The organism is Bizionia sediminis (assembly GCF_042684585.1).
Taxonomy (GTDB): domain Bacteria; phylum Bacteroidota; class Bacteroidia; order Flavobacteriales; family Flavobacteriaceae; genus Algorimicrobium; species Algorimicrobium sediminis.
Genome location: NZ_JBHULS010000001.1, coordinates 14,748 through 32,906, shown reverse-complemented (window position 1 = coordinate 32,906; position 18,159 = coordinate 14,748). Strand labels below are relative to the sequence as shown.

Below are 18,159 nucleotides of genomic sequence, written 5' to 3'. Positions count from 1 at the left end.
AAAAATAATTGCTCCGTTCATCTAATAATTTGGTATTAAATCTTAAAAATTAGTATTTTCACAGCCATTTAGTAATTTTTGTTGTGTAAAAGCTATTAATCTCCCAAAATATTGGGTTTATAAAAACCAAAACAGTATCCCCTTATATCCGTAAAACTAGGCTATTTGCTCGGTAAACGGCTTTTTAGGCAGCTACTGTACCCTAAATATGAAGCAACTAATTACGTTGTTTGCTGTTTTTGCTGTTTCTTTCAGTTTTTCACAAACGAAGGAGCAAGACAGCTTGACCTTACTTTTAGCGTTTCAAAAATCCGATTCTATTAAAATTGACACTTCTGTAAACCTTATAAAATTACTTTATAAGAATGCAGATTACCAAAAAGTACTAGACTACATTTCGGCAACCGAAGCCTTGTCACATCAATTAAATTACAAAAAAGCAACTGCAGAAATTGCCTATTATAAAGGACTTGTTTTTGAGAAACAAAACAAACCCCAACAAGCTATGGCTGCTTTTAGGAAATCGAAGTTATTATTCTTAAACCTAAACGACGTCCTAAACTCCGCTCGTGTTTCCAATGCCATTGGCCTTTTAGAGCTGGCTAACAACAATATTAACAACGCCCTACCCTTAATTTTAGAAGCCATACCAGAGTTGGAAAAAGTCAATGCATACGACCCCTTACGCGTTAGCTATAAAAATTTGGCCAACTATTACACACGAGTTAACGACCGCGAAAATGCTATTAAATTTAATTTAAAACGTTTGGAAATTGAACGGTTTTTAAACGATAAAATGGGTGTTTTTGAAAGCCAAAAGCAATTAGCTAAACTTTACTCCGAAGAAAAGGAAACAAGAAAGGCCATAGATTATTACGAACGTATTTTAGAAGCATTACCAAGCGCCAACGATTCGCTACGTGGCGATATTTTGCCACTATTAAGTAGCGAATACCTGCAATTTAAAGATTATACCAAGGCAACTAACTACCTCTTGGAAGCTTTAAAATTAAACCGAAACAATAACAACCAAGAAGGTTTACTACATACATTAACTAATTTAGGCTGGCTCAATTTAGATCAAAACAGAACCGTTCGTGCCAAAGCGCAATTAATAGAAGCTAACCGGATTGCTACATTTACAGAAAACCAACAAGCACTGTTAAAAAACTACAAACTTTTAATACGTTTAGATTCACTCACTGAAAATTTTGAAGCAGCTTTTGGTTGGCAAAAAGCCTATTATGAACTGCAGCATAAAATAGAGGCAAACCAAAAACAAGCGCCCGTACAGTCCAAACCATCTACCACCATAACGCCCGCTTTGGTGGAAACCGTTACACCAGTTGTAGAAACCGAAATAATGGCGCACCAAGCTTTCGAATTTTCTGAAAACGAACGTAAATTAAACAACTTAAAACTGGTGTTTTATGCCCTTTTGGCAGTTTTTGCCGTAGTATTGGTTTTTTTCATATTAATTTATTTACAACGTAATAGTCGCATAAAGTATACACGCGAATTAGAAAACAAAAATTTAAAAATAGAACTTCAAAACGCGGCTATTCTGGAGCAAACCAAACATTTAGAAGCTGTAAATAAAATTAAAGATCGGTTGTTTTCTATTGTATCGCACGATTTAAAGGACTCCTTAACTTCTATTAAAGGTTTTATAGATTTACTTAACGATGGTTCTTTAACGGAGTCTGAATTTAAGTCCTTATTACCCGAATTAAGCGAGAATGCAGACAATGCCACCCTATTATTGTTTAACCTTTTAAATTGGTCTAAATCGCAGATGCAATCCTTGGAGGCTAAACCAAGCTTGTTTGACATACAGTTGGTAATTGATGAAAAACTGCAGCTTCTAGAACATAAATTTAAAAAGAAAGAATTAACGGTACGAAATCAATCTAGTAGAGACTTTGTGTATGCAGACAGAAGTATGGTTGAAATTGTTATTCAGAATATTCTTACAAACGCTATAAAATTTAGCAAGCCAGGCGATACGATTACCATTGCTAACCACGCTAACAATGCACGCAGCACCATTAGTATTTCGGATACGGGTATTGGTATTTCGCCAGAAAATTTAGACGAACTATTTAAAAATAGTCATTATACAACTATTGGTACGCATAACGAGAAAGGCACCGGCTTGGGTTTAAATATTTGCAAGGAATTAGTGGATTTAAACAAAGGCAAAATTTGGGTAGAAAGCACCCTACACAAAGGCTCCACATTTTTTGTAGAACTACCCAAAAATAAACCAGAATAACAGCCTTTTTAAGCGCGCGGCAAAAATACTTCTGCCATCATACATCTAGCACTACCACCACCACAGGTTTCAATGGTTTCCAAAGAACTTGATAGTATTGGGCAAAAGGATTCTATTTGCGCTATTTGCGCTGCCGTTAAGCTATCATAAGCAGCCTGACTCATCACTAAATAGCGTTGATTGTTTTGACCTTGTACTTGCAGCATATTACCCGCAAACTGATGCATTTGGGCCTCTGTAATGGCTATAATTGTTTTACCATCTGCTTTTAAACTTGCCATTACTTGTTTTCGCTCACTTTTGTTATCAATGCTATCCAAACAAATTACCGCAAACTTTTCTGCAAGGCACATCATAACGTTGGTATGATAAATAGGCAGCCTTTTATCGCCTACCGTTTGGTAAGCAGTAAACACTATAGGAGCGTAATCAAAATCTTCGCAAAACTCAATAAAAAGTTCCTCATCGGCACGAGCAGATAGCGCACAATAGGCTTTTTTATTTATTCGGTCCAACAGCAAACTACCCGTTCCTTCTAAAAATACACCCTCATTTTCAGCCGAGGTATAATCTATTATGTTATCAATTCTGAAACCAGCCTCTTCCAGCCTATTTAAAACATCCTCGCGGCGCTCGGCACGTCTGTTTTCGGCAAACATTGGATACAAAGCCACATCGCCATTTTCATGGAAACTCACCCAGTTGTTTGGAAAAATAGAATCTGGTGTATCCAATTCTTTTTTATCATTTTCCACAATAACCGTTACACCCACAGCACGCAATTTATCCACAAAGGCATCAAACTCCTGCTGTGCTTTTAGGTTGATTTCGGCATTTTTTATATCTAAATCTTCCTGGAAGTAATTATTAACGGCAGTTTGTTCGTTCATTCTAAAATGAACAGGACGAATCATTAAGATGGTATTTGTTGTTTGCGGCATAATATGAGTTTTTAAAAACGCAAAATTATGTTTTTTTAAAGACTTAATACACCCGTATTTTAAAATAATTATGAACTTGTGCTTGTTAAAAAAAATAGGGATTAATAACCTGTTACCATAATCCTTTTAGACACATTAGGCCCGGTTAAAATATACATTCCACTAGCAACAGCTGTAGGAATTTGAATACGTGTAGTTTGTGTATTACCATCAAAACCCAATTTATTTATGTTAATAATTCTGCCACTTATATCGTATAAGTTAAAGTGGTTATTTGCCTTTGTATTGGTAATATGTATACTGCCTCCTGCTTTAACTGGGTTTGGAAAAATAGCAGACACGTTCGTTTTAAAAGTATTGGTATGCAAGGTGGCGCCATTAAAATAAGGTAGGGCAAAATTATACGCATCAACACCAATTATTTGGCCAATTTTTCGACCAGGAATATCGTCTGCGGGTGGGTGAATACCGCCCCAAATACGTGATAAACTACATTGGTCTGACGCATCGCGATAGGTTGCCCATTGCAACGTAACGTCTACAGAAGGTCCTTCTTCAAATACTAAAAATTCATTTTGTCTGGCTACAAATTCGCCCATACCACCAGGAAAATAAGCATCGCCTGTAATAAGGGTTAATACTTCTGCTGCTGCTCTAGAATATGTAGAATGGCCAGAAACAAAGCCTGCAAATGGCGGTGTCACAAAAGAAGGTCGTTGATATGGCCACCAGTTTTCCGATAAAATCCAACCTACTCCTGCCATATCCGTTTCGGTGTTATTAACAAAATCATGACCACGCCAGGTATAGAGTTTAATTTTCCCAACATGCTGATTAAAAGCTCCTTCTAGCGGATCGCCTGGCATTACCAGTTCCACGTAGCCAGGTTCTAGTTTTATACCTTGCGGATGATAACTAGCCAGCTCACTATTGGAACTTTGTCCTAAATTGGCCATATAACGAATAGCCGAAATGGGTCTGATATAATCGTAATACCCTTTAATACTCCACGCTGAAATAGCGGCATCGTGCATGGCTCCACCTAAAACAAAATAAGCTTTTACATCCCATTCTATTGGATTAAGAACGGGCCCCACTCCATTAAATTTCCGTTGAAACATAGGGTGATCTGAAACACCATTAAGCAATGTAAACCAGTGTCCAGGTGGGGTTTCAGAATCTGGGCCGTCTGCCCAAAACTCCGCTAGTACCCGCGTATAGTCGCCACGCGGCACAATTTGCGACTGATACGGTTGGTTTGTTATAGGGTTTATTTGATGTCCGGTGCCAGGGTCGCCACCGTCCAGATAATTATAGAACTCTGGATAGGTGCTGTAATTTTCTGGAAATAAAGCACTGTCAATATTTCCCATTGCAGCAGGCGATATGTCCCATAAAACACCATCGGTTGGATCTAAATGTGCCCCCCAAACAGACACCATTGAAAAATTCCATTTATAAGCCTCGCTACTAGGGCTTGTATTGGAATTATCTAAATAAGGAGGCGCTTGTGGATTGTGGTATACCTGATAACTAAAACCGTCTCTCTCAAAAGTGTTTTTATGAGCTTCTGAAAGGGCAAAAGGTGCCACATTACCCCATTCGGGACTTAAAAAATCGAGTACATCGGCATCTATTAAATTGCCACTTTGGTCTATAAATGTGTCTAAACTTAAAGATTGCCAACGGTTTGGATCTGTTAACGACACTGCTTGATATGCTGGGGCTAATGGCGGATTTACAGGCTGGTAGTATGCATTGTCGTAATCGGAGCTTTCTCTGGAACCATCGGTATTTCCAAAATTTATAATGGTTTGAGCCACATAATTTCCTAATTCAGCGGCATTACCTGTGGTGTAGTTAGTGCTAGAAATTCCAGTTGGATAATTTAACTGGGCCATCAAGAAATTTACTTGCTCTTGAATGTCGTTAAAACCTGGTGCATTTTGAAATCTGTGTAATAGGATACGATACATGGCATAACTAATAGCTTTATTAGCTGAAAGCTCTGGCGATTCCAAAGGCTGAAAGGTTTCTAGCGAACTGCTAAAGCTATGAACTGTGTTCCCCATTAAATAAGGTACCGCATGCTGGCCATTCTCTGGATTCATTATCCGATTGTAAATAGCCCAAATATCGTACATGGCAACACTGCTGTGAAATAAATTGCGCGCATGTACGGTTGGTCTGGCAAAATCGTTCCGTATGGCATCCAATAAAACTTCATTCCATAATCTAGCAATACTGACACTAGTTGGTGTGCTGCTATAAGCAAGTGATACAGGTAAACTAACTAATGGGCTGGAACAGCTAGCGTTGGTTTCTTTCACCCTTACTTCTCCGGAATTATTAATTCCCCATTTTACCACAATACTATTTGAGCCTTGACCGCTTACCAATTGCCCACCTGAAACAGACCACGTAAATGTAGTATTTGTATTTGTAGTGGAATAGGTGTAGATTTCTTCACTCAAAAACCCCGCATTTGTTGTGCCGTTAATATTGCTTGTAGGCAAGTAGGTACACGAACCATCATCTATTGTAGCTTGCGCATTATAAGAACAGGAAGAAGGATCTGTGCAACCACTTATTTTTTGACTAGGCACTATATTTAAATCTACCAAACCAGCACCCTCGGTAGCCTTGTAATGCCTATCGGCCTGAAGGTTGTTATAGGATTCTTCCAATCCAGACGGCCATTTTATGGTTACACTATTTATAGTCATTTCAGCATGTAAACCAAAATGCACTGGCTTTAAGCTTTGCCCTAAAAAACCAACACCTGTAAAGTAGCGTGTAAACACCCCTAAACTAGTTGCAATACTAACTTGAGTACCTACGGCACTTTTATTGGATGTGGTGCCTTCTAGAGATAATTTAAAAAAATGAACAGGGTTTGTTACTCCGGCGCTTAAAGTGGTGTTTTCGTAAAGGTAAGAAGTGGTGTTACTATTGGTAAGATACACATCTAAATCGCCATCGTTATCGTAATCAAAATCCACTACTTCTGTACTAATAGTGCTATCGTATAAATTGGCAGCTGCTGTGGCGTTTTCAAATGAAGCTTCGCCTTCCATATAGTTGTTTTTGTAATACACATTGTACTCGTCCAACCTATTTTCGAAGGTGTAGCCATTAGCAATAATTAAATCCTCATCGCCGTCCAAATCGAAGTCTGCAAATTTAGCACCCCAAGCCCAACCAGTTTCCGTAATATTATTGCTGTTGCTCTGCTCTGTAAATCCATTTGCGCCCGTATTGGTAAATAAGGCCGTTTCATCTATACCCGTAACAAAAATATCTAGTAAAGCATCGTTATTAAAATCGGAAATGGCAATGGCTTTATCTTCAAACTGATTGGCCAATCCGTACATAGCCGCTTGTTCTGTAAAACTTGTTCCGCCATTATTTATGTATAAATAGTTAGGCATGTTAAAATCGTTTGTAACGTATAAATCCATGTAACCATCTGCGTTAAAATCGAATGGCATTGCTGTAAAGCTTTGTCTTGGTTCGGTTTCGGCTATACCAGTCGTGGCTGTTACGTTTGTAAAGGTTCCGTCCGCATTATTTCTGTAGAGTAAATTAGAGGCACAACCACCCCAATCGGTAATATAAATATCTAAAAACCCGTCGTTATTGTAATCGAACCAAGTAGCTCCCATATACTGGCAATTAGTAGCTAAATTAAAACCAGCAAAATCGGTAATATTTGTAAACGTACCATTTCCGTTATTTTGATAGAATAGCACATTAAAAGTGTTTGTTATAAATAAATCTGGATAGCCATCGTTGTTATAATCGCCCCAAGACGCGCCTTGTTTAAAGCCATCGAAATTATAAAAAATCTCATCCTGACTATAATCTGCTGTTAACATATTGTTTAAACCAGCAGCTTCCGTTACATCGGTAAATGTGCCATTATTATTATTTCTGTACAACTTACTATGTGTACGCTCCACGCCTGCGCGATCTACAGCTTCGGCAACAACAAAAATGTCTAGCACATTGTCGCCATCAAAATCGGCTACCGCTACACCACTATTTTGCTCCAAAACACCTAGGCCGGAAACAGTCTCAATTCGTTGAAAATTTTGCGCAGACATTTGCAACGCCCACAGAAGAAAACACACACAAACGATACGTGTAGTTAAAAGGCTTGTTTTAATCATAACAGAAACATTTACTTTAAATTACGCAATATTTTTAGTGAAATAAAAATTTTATTTACCAAATAGTACTTTTTCACGTTTTTGTGTATGCATAAAAGAAGTAAATTTACAGGAACAACAAAAAGACACGTAATTAAACACCCACATACTGTCTTTAAAATTACCAACATGTGGGCATTATAAGTAGCAAACACTGTTGGCTATGTTTGTTTACAGACCTCTATAAGTTGCATTTATACGGTGAAAAAAGAAAACAAAGGAAGTTTGCTATAAAAGTTATTCGGGTTGTGTTTTACAACCCGAATATAGGTAAGGAATCTATTTATTAACGCCCATAAAAAATATAGACCAACGTTTATTACGGCGTAGAATTGGACACTTGCAATAATTTTCCGTTATAAAACTTATTGGCTGTTGTGGCAAATTCTGCAATGTACTGCGCCATTTCTTGAGGCGACGTTGGAGCAATAAAACCAGGGAAAGCCTCTTCTAGCATTTCCGTTTGTACGGCACCTAATGCCAATACATTAAAACTAATTCCAGTTTCTTTATACTCTTCCGCCCATAATTCGGTTAAGGTTATTACCGCCGCTTTACTAGAACTGTAAGCTGCTAAACCAGCAAATTTCATGCTACCTTGCACACCGCCCATGGAACTTATAGTTACCACATGGCTGTTTGCCTTCATAAAAGGCAACATTACCCGGGTTAACTCGGCCACACCGTATACATTGGTTCTATAAACCATTTCGAAATTAGCAATGCTTGTTTCTGCAAATGGTTTATTTAAAATAGCGCCAGCATTGTTAATAAGAACATCTACATGACCCCATTCGGTTTTTACAAAGCTTTGTACTTTTAGGAAATCGGCATTATTGACTAAATCGAAAGAAAAAGCTGTGACTTGGTCTAAATTTAGGTCATTTACGGGTTTTTCATTTCTAGAAAGCGCCAGTACACGATGCCCTTTTTCTGCAAAAAGCTTGACTAACTCGAAGCCAATTCCTCTACTTGTGCCCGTTATAATTATATTCTTTTTCATTATTTCAATTGAATTTCTTGCGTTGCGGTATTGGTAATTTTCTCAATACCTGGAATAAGTGTATTAATTAAACTAGCCATATGATTGTAGTCTAACTTGTCTGTTTCATCGTCCACATGGTGGTAATAATCATAGTTGGATAAATCGCAAGATGAAATAGTATGAGAGGGAATATTAAATACTTCATAAAAAGGATAATTATCTGAAGCTTTAAATAAATTATATTGCTTTGAAACCTCGGATTCACCTAAAAAATTAGAACCAATATAACTGTTAATTTTTTCGCCCATATTAGATTTGCTATAACCCGTTACAAAAGCCACATATTCGCGGTCTGTAAAAGGTACACCAATCATTTCCATATTGACTACCGTATATAAGTTGGCGTTTTCAGTTTTGAGTCGGTTGGCCAAATGCTTGGAACCTAAAAGCCCCATTTCTTCCGCCGAAAATAAAACAAACATCAAGCTACGTTTATTCCCCTTTTTAGCACCAAAATAGCGTGCCATAGCTAATACAGCAGCGGTTCCTGCCGCGTTATCGTTAGCACCGTTTGCAATAGAGTCTGAAGCCACAATTTTTGCTCTTGTACCTATATGGTCGTAATGCGCTCCAATAACTACAATTTCATTTTTTAATGTGGCATCATTTCCTTCCAAAAACCCAATAACATTGTAGGCATCCATGTCCTGAACTTTAAAATAGTCCCGGTAGGTGTCGTAATACGGTTTAATTCCGTAAGCGGCAAACTGTTTTTCAATATAGGTAGCCGACGCTTCAATGCCATCTGTACCTGTATCTCTACCTTTTTTGTCCTCGGATGCTAAAACGCCAACTATGGTGTTCAGCTCTGATGCTGAAATAGTTACATTATCTAATAAGTTCGTTTGTTGGGAATCCTGTTTTTCGTGTTTTGCTTTGCAGCCCAATAAACCAATAGCTAGAAAAAAAATAAAAATATGTTTCATAAAAATATGTTTTAAAATTGCTAGCGCGCTAGCAACCTATTTTAAAGTTTAAATATAAAAAATCCTGCATGGTTTTGCAGGATTTCTTTGGTATAATAAACGTTAAATAACGTGCGGTTATACAAACATGGATACCGGATTTTCTATATAGCCTTTAAGGGTTACTAAAAATTCGGCTCCTGTGGCGCCATCAACCGTTCTGTGGTCGCAGGCCATTGTTAATTTCATAGTATGTCCTGGTACTACTTGACCGTCTTTAACGACTGGTTTTTCTACGATAGCTCCTACCGACAAAATAGCCGAGTTAGGTTGATTAATAATACTAGTAAAGCTTTCAATACCGTACATGCCTAAATTGGAAATTGTAAAGGTACTACCTTCCATTTCTTGAGGTGTTAATTTTTTAGCACGAGCTTTACTTGCATACTCTTTTACAGCGACACCTATTTCAGATAAAGACTTTTGGTTGGCAAAACGTACTACAGGCACTACCAATCCATCTGGAACAGCAACCGCTACACCAATATGGACATGGTTGTTTAGTACCATTTTATCGTCGAACCATTGTGAATTTACTTGAGGGTGTTTTTTAAGAGCCAATGCACATGCTTTAACAATCATATCGTTGTATGATATTTTAGTATCTGGCAAGGCGTTAACCTGTTTTCTGAACGCTATGGCGTGTTCCATATTAAACTCCACATTTAAGTAATAATGTGGCGCCGTAAATTTAGACTCTGCTAAACGCTTGGCAATAACCTTGCGCATTTGTGAGTGCTTAATTTCATTTACACTTTCTTCTGAAGCACCTACTATTGGTGCACTTACTGGAGCGGAAGCCGCTGCTTCTGTAGGTGCTTTGTAATTTTCTATGTCGCGTTTTACAATTCGGCCGTTTTCAGCAGAACCTGTAACTTTGGTTATATCAATACCACGCTCGCGAGCCATTTTTTTAGCTAATGGTGAAATAAACACACGACCACCAGCATGAGAAGCTGTAGAAGTTTCTGGAGCAGATTTTAGTTTCGTTTCCTCACTTGGTTTAGCTTCTTTGGTAGGCTCTGGTGCCGACGTGGATTCTGTAGCTGTCGCTTTTGAAGTATCGCTGGAAGCACCGGTGGCACCTTCTGGTTTGTAATTTTTAGCCACATCAGACACGTCTGTCCCTTCTGGCCCTATTATTGCCAAAAGAGCATCTACTTTTGCCGATTCTCCTTCTTCTAAACCAATGTAAAGCAAGGTTCCAGACTGGAATGATTCAAACTCCATGGTAGCCTTATCGGTTTCAATTTCAGCTAATATATCGCCTTCTTCAACTGTATCACCAACTTTTTTCAACCAAGTGGCAACCGTTCCCTCTTCCATGGTATCGCTTAAACGCGGCATGGACACAACTGTTACGCCTTCTGGAAGCGGTGTATTACCTTTGGTAGCTTCAGAATCTGGTTTATTATTAGCTTCGTTATTATTGGCTTCCGCTTTGGAATCTTCGGTATTTTCGGATTGCTTATTGCTTGACGCTGCTTGGCCTGCAATTAAATCGGAAATATCTTCGCCCGGTTCTCCAATAATGGCTAACAGCGCGTCTACTTTTGTGGTTTCACCTTCTTGAACGCCAATATGTAAAAGCGTTCCTTCGTGAAACGATTCAAATTCCATTGTGGCCTTATCGGTTTCAATTTCGGCAAGAATATCGCCTTCATTAATTGTATCGCCAACTTTTTTTAGCCATGTAGCCACGGTACCTTCTTCCATGGTATCGCTTAAACGGGGCATATTTATAATTTCAGCCATTACTTATAGTTTATGTTGAATAAATGGATAATCTTCTTGCTCGTAAACAGCATCGTACATAACAGATTTTTCTGGGTATGGCGATTCTTCGGCAAATTTTTCACAAGCTTCCACTAAATCTTTAACACGCTTATTGATAACCTTTATATCCGCTTCGGTAGCATATTCTTTTTCAAGAATAATTTCTTTTACTTGCGTAATAGGGTCTATTTTTTTGTATTCAGCAACCTCATCTTTGGTACGGTAGTGCTGCGCATCACTCATTGAGTGGCCGCGGTAACGGTATGTTTTAAGCTCTAGAAAGGTAGGGCCATCGCCACGACGGGCGCGTTGAATAGCCTCATCAAAAGCTTCAGCTACTTTTACAGGGTTCATGCCATCTACTGGACCACATGGCATTTCATATCCTAAACCTAATTTCCAGATGTCGGTATGATTTGCCGTACGCTCTACCGAAGTTCCCATGGCGTAGCCATTATTTTCGCATACAAAAACCACTGGCAGCTTCCAAAGCATAGCCATATTAAACGTTTCATGGAGCGACCCTTGTCTGGCTGCCCCATCGCCAAAACAGCACAAGGTAACCGCATCGCTTCCGTGGTATTTATCGCCAAATGCAATACCAGCCCCTAAAGGAATTTGGCCACCAACAATGCCATGACCACCATAAAACCGATGTTCTTTTGAAAATATATGCATAGAACCTCCTAAACCTTGCGAGGTTCCGGTAGCTTTCCCGTACAACTCCGCCATAACGCGTTTCGGATCTACACCCATACCTATGGGTTGCACGTGATTCCGGTAAGCGGTAATCATTTTATCTTTGGATAAATCCATAGCATGCAAAGCGCCTGCTAAAACGGCTTCTTGGCCGTTGTATAGGTGAAGAAATCCTCGTACTTTTTGTTGAATATACACGGCAGCAAGTTTGTCTTCAAACTTTCTCCAGAACAACATATCCTCATACCATTTAAGGTACACTTCTTTAGTTATCTTTTGCATTGGTAACGTTAATTTGTAAAACGAATAGACAAAAGTAACACTTTACTTATTAACGAAAAAACTGAAAAACGTAAAAATTACAAGAAAGCAGTTTTTAAGAGAATTAAGGCTATTTATAGGTAACTTTTATCGAAGAGTAATGGCAATAAATTAGCTAACGATTGCGACCTAACAACCTTTCCAGTTTCGCCCATAAAATAAATTTCAATGGGCTGGTCTTGTTTAATTTCGTATTCTGCTATGGCTTGCCTACAAGCACCACAAGGCGGTATAGGTTCTGTTGTTGGTTTTGAATTAGACCCCGCTATAATAGCCATAGTTAGCATTTTAGCCTTTGGATATTTAGCGCCAGCGTAATAAATAGCGGTGCGCTCTGCACAGAGTCCAGATGGGTAAGATGCATTTTCCTGATTACTTCCTGTTACCACCTTATTATTGTCTAGTAATATGGCAGCGCCCACCGAAAAATTTGAATAGGGCGCATAAGCCTGGGCTCGGGCTTCCTGTGCCTGATTCATAAGTGTTGCTATAGATTCTGGAAGCTCCTTAAAACTATCGTAAACCTGTAAAACAGATTCTATTTTAACTTCTTTCATAGGGTTTAAATCATTGTAATAAGATACGGTTTTAGACAAAAAAACTATTGCGGTAGGCAATAGTTTTTTGATGTTCTTATGAGGTAATTAATATTCTCGGTAGGTTCCTGGCCCTAAATTAAAGGTTAATGAAAAACGCAAGGTATTTTCTAGCGGACTTTTTACTTGGGAGGCTGAAAACAAGTACGATAAATCGATACCAATAACATTGTATTTAAATCCGGCCCCTAAAGCAAAAAATTGCCGAGCACCTTTTTGGTTACTTTCGTGAAAATATCCGGCTCGTAAACCAAACGAATCTTGGTACATGTACTCCGCGCCTAACGCCCAAGTTACTTCCTGTAACTCTTCGCTAAAACCCCCTGGGGCATCGCCAAAGGATTGAAACATTCCTTTAAAAAAGCCTACGTTTGGATCCTTTCCTTCCATTATTACATTGGATGTTACAACCGCACCAAGCTCATCCGTTTCTGGATTGTAAACACCGCTACCATCGTTATCCGTAAACTCGTACTCTGTTCCATAAATTGGAGGCGTTGGCACTAACAACTTGGTTAGCTCTCCTGTTATCGAAACCTTATTAAAATCGTCTAGAATAAAATCGAAACCACCTCCTAAACGCAAGGTTGTTGGCTGAAAGTTTTCCTGTCCACCTTCATCGTATTTAAATTTAGGTCCAATATTTTGAATTGCAAAACCCAAACGTGTACGCCCATTAAAACTGGCATAGGCCTGTTCTTCACTTTGGTAGTAACCCGAAATATCCACACCAAAGGTACTGGCCGGTATGGCTTCTGCATCTATAGCGCCAATTTTTAAATCCGATCGGAGATAACGCATGGCTACAGACATGGCAAATTGCTCACTTAATTTCAAGGAGTAAGACGCATCGATAGTCAGTTCGTTTGGTTTTTCAATAAGTGCCTGCGAAAACTCATCTTGAACCAATTCAATTTCACCTAGCGAAAAATATCTAAAACTACCGGCAAAAGCGCTTCGCTCGTTAATTCTATTGAAATACGTAACATTTCCTAAAAAAATATCTTTTACTAAACTGCTTAAATAAGGTGTATAACTTACACCAAAACCTTGTTTGGTTTCCGAAAAAGCATACTTAGATGGGTTCCATTGTTGTGAAAACACATCCACACCCGTAGCGACGCCCATATCGCCCATTGAAGCTGCGCGTGCATCGGCAGCTATTAAAACAAATGGTAAACCAGTGGTAATAACACGTGAATCATTATTGTTGGGTAAAACAACGGTTTGCGCATAAATTTGATGCCCAAAAACTAATGTTAGTAGTAATAAAATGTAATTTTTCATGAATTGAATTTATTTAGCAAATATAACGTATTATTAGAGTATTACAAGTTTCTCAATTTTTTCAACCGATTTATTTAGTAGGGGCGATCGTACCGTTAACTTATAGATATATACACCTTTCCCTATCTTATCGCCAAAATCGTCCCGACCATCCCAAACAATATCTCGAGACAAAGCAGAGGTGCCATTTCCACAACATCCAGTAGCGTTAGTTTGGCCATTTAGTGTACGCACTAACTTACCTGAAACCGTAAATATTTGTACCGAAACATCCAGCGGATCGGAACTGTTGTGATTAAACCAAAACTCGGTGTAATTAACAAAGGGATTTGGGTAATTTAAAACATTATCTATTACCAAACTCTGATTTTCGTTGTGTACCACAAACTGAATTTCGGCCGTTGACGAATTGTTATAAACATCCCATGCTTTTAAAGTAAGGGTATGCAATCCGGGTTCAATATTACGGAGCGGAAAAGTAGCCGTACCCCGTTTATAATTGTCTATTTCCGTTTGGTAGTAATCATTTAAAATATAAGGATTGGTTTCGTCGCCATCTAAAATAGCCACAATATCATGGCCTATGCCGCTAGCGGTATTAATACCATTTTCGTCTTCTAGTTTAACCAACAGGCTTGGAGATTCGTTTGTAATTCCACCCGACACAAAATTTTCATCGTTCATATACATTTGTATTACGGGACCAATATTGTCCTCTGGCGCTTCTTCATTAAGCCCCCCAATAACTATCGATTCTGTATTGGCGCCTGCTTGGTCCTCCAGAGCGTTTGTTTTTTTGGCATAAAAACTAATCCGGCCGTTTCCTTCTGGAATTCCTACATCGCGTGGCACAACAAACTCAAATTCGAAGGCACCATTGGTTATGGAGGCTTGCCCTCTAAAAATAGTAGCTCCTAATGTTTCAAAATCCATTTTTATAACTTGACCACCCTCGGTAACACCATTATTTCCCAAAGTAGTGCGCGCTACTTTTTTATCGTAAATATTAACAGATAACACACCGGAATAATCGGTTAAAACAGTCCCAGACGGATTGGTTACCTGTCCGGTTATTTTGGCGCGACTTAAGGCTTTTAAAGCAGGAGCCCCTTGCGAAACAGGCACGTCATTAACTTTAGTTAAGCGCACATTTGGTTTCGGAAAGGCTAATTTCATGGCTGGATCGCCTATAAAAAACACCACCCGGCGCTGGCCAATTCCTGAAATTTCAGGATTTGTTTTAGTTAAACGAAGTGCCTCGGCCATACTAGGGTATTCGTCGTCGGCATACGCATCGTCTGGATTAAAGGAGAACAAGTATTCCTCTAAAATCAGATTGAAAGTAATACCAACACTTACAAAAATTTGGCGCGTGGTAGTTATTAACCCAATGGCTCCAGCGTCTTTATTCCAATAAGTAAACTCCCCTGCCGTAGGACGCAATGGATTGTCGAAACGGGTATATTCGCAGGTAACGGTAACAAAACAGTTAAGCTTACAGACATTATTTAAATTTTGCGCATCTGTTTTCTGGAAAATACGCTCTTTAGCCAACCCATCTTCGCCACCATGCCCAAAATAATTAACCACTAATACACCACTTTCAATGGCATTGGTAATGGCCGTTGTTACAGCTGGAAAGCGGTCGCCGCCAGCCGAGGACTCTTGGATATAGGCATCGGTATGAATTTTAATAACATTAATAAATTCTTTCGAAGCCGCAATATTATCGCCAATTGTATTGGTAGTTAATTGAATGTCCTTTTCCCAGGCCTCATCCACATCGTCCGAGATAACCACAACATTGTTTCGCCAATTTCCAAAAGACGCCTCGCTGTAATAGGTTTCAATTTTATCAACCATCTCCTTAGCCTGTTGCGGCGAACTTGCTAAAATACGCCCTACGGCAATATCTAACATATCCGAAGTTCTTAAGAGTCCTTCATTAGGGTCCATCATTCCGAAAAAATCGTCCGACACATAGGAACTTGTTAACGTAAAACTATTGTAAGCGTGCCAAGAGGGCACCAAATTGGTGTTATTAGGCAGGCGGTCTTTGTAATCGAATGAGCCATCGCCAAAAAGACATAAATACTTAACCCGTTTATCTGGTTCGCTGGCATTTTGATATACGTACTTAACAAAATTCCGAATGGCTCCAATATCTTGAACACCCGGACCAAATTCACGGTAAATATCCTGTAAGCGTACCACTTTTACGTTGTAACCATATTGATTCCTGTTTATTTGGGCTAAACGTTCTGCTTGGCTGTAAAAAGAAGTTGGGGTTACTATCAAGTAATCTATATCTTGAAACACCCCTTGCTGGTTATTAAAAATAGTCCCTTTTAAATTTTGATTACCCACATATGAATTGGCAATTCTAATCGGTTCTAAAAAACCATTAGGCCCTAAAACTGTGTAGGTTTTTTTGGTTCCTAATACCGCTTTAAACGATAGGATTTCGCTATTGGCCGAATTTCTAACCCGTTTAATATTGTAAATATCACTAACATCCCAAACTTCGCTTACTTGGCTAGCATTGGATAATTGATAAGCTCCTATACCAGACATACCTATAACACGCGCGTTTGAAAATGTAAAAGGCGCTCCAGCGTATTTCAATTCGCGTGTTGCCTGTAAGGCAATATAATCTATATAACCAAGCGCCGAAGGGTTGCCACCATTATCATAACGTAAGGTTACGGAGATATTGGGTGTTGTAACAGGAATGGTATCATTAAAAAATGCTTGATTTGCTAAAGTAGCCTCGTTTACGGCGCTAATGTTTAAAATAGCTACCTCCGTATTGTTAACCGATAACTCCATACGCGTGGGCGTTTCGGCTGTAGAGGCCACATATGTTTTTAAAATAACTGGCGACTCTGGCACTAAATTAGGAAAAACAAAATCGAATGTTTTCGTGGTTTCCACATCAAACCTATCGCCAAACCAACGTCTACCAACACTCCCTAAATTGTAGTCATCTACCTCATGAAATTTATAATCTTGAAAGGTGTTTATGGTAACGTCTGGAGTTCCGTTAGGCTGAATTAAATTCTGAATACGTTTGCCGTTTCCCGGGCTTACTTGAATAAAGTACGAAGTAGCATCGTTGTAAATATTTAAATTGGTATTACTTTCCTCGTTGTATTGATGCGGCCCCTGGGCATAAAATAAAATATAATCACCTTCATCAAAATAACCATCTCCTTCACCAACCACAACAATCGCGTTTTCTTGAACATCCATAGGATAAGGCTCACTGTTAGCATAAGGAATCATGCGGCCACCATTACCAAAAAGCTTTAGGGTTCTGGGGTCTATAGTTTCCAGATTAAGGCCCAATTGTTCTAAAAAACGTCTTGAAATTTTATAAACCCCCGTTTGCGCAACCTGAAATTCAAACCAGCTACCCGCGCTTAAAACAGAGTTTGTAATAGCCAACCTATTGCCCGATCTGAAATTTGAACCACCAAAACTGTAGTTTACGGTAAAGCCTGTAATTTTTTTATAAACACCATTTTCCCTGATAATAGGTGACACCTCTAGGAAGGCATTTATTTTATCTCTGTTAATACTGTTGTGAAGCGATACCTTTGGCTTTGAAGGAATGTTAACTCTATCTAAATCCATTAATTCGGTTTCGGGAATAATGGCATAACTAACATTGGATAATGTTGCGGAATTTTCATTTACCATTTGTGCCAATGGCCACTGCGCCACAAAGGCAATACCAGAGCCCACCGTATACCTAAAATGATTTGTATTAAAGCTAGGTACTTTTATTGAAAAACTTTCGGTTTCTAGTGTTTTAGTTCCATTCCAAGAAATATTGAAGCGTTTTTCTTGCGAAAAAACCATGCTTGAAACCAATAAAGTAATAAGTATTAATTTCTTTTTCATCACACAAATAACGGAATTTAGCCGCGCTTATTATTATAAAACCAACAATTTTAAAAAAACCTAGCCAAAATACAATAATAAAAACTAAAAACACACGTTATAAGAACATAAAACATCGGTTAAAAGGCGCTAAAAGC

General features: G+C 38.7%; 10 protein-coding genes. 1 reads left to right on the top strand and 9 read right to left on the bottom strand.

Features of this window, described 5'->3' with window-relative positions:
• The first annotated feature begins 208 nt into the window (after positions 1-208).
• The gene (locus ACFSQP_RS00110) at positions 209-2,275 is read left to right on the top strand and encodes an ATP-binding protein (protein ID WP_376890885.1); all 2,067 of its coding nucleotides are present in this window, start codon (positions 209-211) and stop codon (positions 2,273-2,275) included.
• A gap of 8 nt (positions 2,276-2,283) precedes the next feature.
• Here ACFSQP_RS00110 and ctlX read toward each other — a convergent pair whose 3' ends face one another.
• The 9 genes from ctlX to porU form a co-directional block, all read right to left on the bottom strand.
• Positions 2,284-3,216: a citrulline utilization hydrolase CtlX gene (ctlX, locus tag ACFSQP_RS00105; RefSeq protein ID WP_376890883.1), complete on the bottom strand. Its 933-nt coding sequence runs from the start codon at positions 3,214-3,216 to the stop codon at positions 2,284-2,286.
• 101 nt (positions 3,217-3,317) lie between these two features.
• Positions 3,318-7,388, bottom strand: coding sequence for an FG-GAP-like repeat-containing protein (locus tag ACFSQP_RS00100; RefSeq protein WP_376890882.1), 4,071 nt, complete (start codon positions 7,386-7,388; stop codon positions 3,318-3,320).
• A gap of 358 nt (positions 7,389-7,746) precedes the next feature.
• On the bottom strand, positions 7,747-8,430 hold the full coding sequence (locus tag ACFSQP_RS00095) for an SDR family NAD(P)-dependent oxidoreductase (protein ID WP_376890880.1): 684 nt from the start codon (positions 8,428-8,430) through the stop codon (positions 7,747-7,749).
• Complete coding sequence (locus tag ACFSQP_RS00090; RefSeq protein WP_376890878.1) at positions 8,430-9,398, bottom strand: M20/M25/M40 family metallo-hydrolase; 969 nt, start codon at positions 9,396-9,398, stop codon at positions 8,430-8,432. Before ACFSQP_RS00090 ends, ACFSQP_RS00095 begins: the two co-directional genes overlap by 1 nt.
• A gap of 117 nt (positions 9,399-9,515) precedes the next feature.
• The gene (locus tag ACFSQP_RS00085) at positions 9,516-11,192 is read right to left on the bottom strand and encodes a pyruvate dehydrogenase complex dihydrolipoamide acetyltransferase (RefSeq protein WP_376890876.1); all 1,677 of its coding nucleotides are present in this window, start codon (positions 11,190-11,192) and stop codon (positions 9,516-9,518) included.
• Between the two features lie 3 nt (positions 11,193-11,195).
• Positions 11,196-12,194, bottom strand: coding sequence for a pyruvate dehydrogenase (acetyl-transferring) E1 component subunit alpha (pdhA, locus tag ACFSQP_RS00080; protein WP_376890875.1), 999 nt, complete (start codon positions 12,192-12,194; stop codon positions 11,196-11,198).
• Between the two features lie 113 nt (positions 12,195-12,307).
• Complete coding sequence (gene cdd / locus ACFSQP_RS00075) at positions 12,308-12,790, bottom strand: cytidine deaminase (protein ID WP_376890874.1); 483 nt, start codon at positions 12,788-12,790, stop codon at positions 12,308-12,310.
• Positions 12,791-12,877: 87 nt separating this feature from the next.
• Entirely contained in the window at positions 12,878-14,116 is a 1,239-nt protein-coding gene (gene porV / locus ACFSQP_RS00070) for a type IX secretion system outer membrane channel protein PorV (RefSeq protein ID WP_376890872.1), read from the bottom strand.
• Positions 14,117-14,149: 33 nt separating this feature from the next.
• Entirely contained in the window at positions 14,150-18,022 is a 3,873-nt protein-coding gene (gene porU, locus ACFSQP_RS00065; protein WP_376890870.1) for a type IX secretion system sortase PorU, read from the bottom strand.
• Positions 18,023-18,159 lie beyond the last annotated feature (137 nt).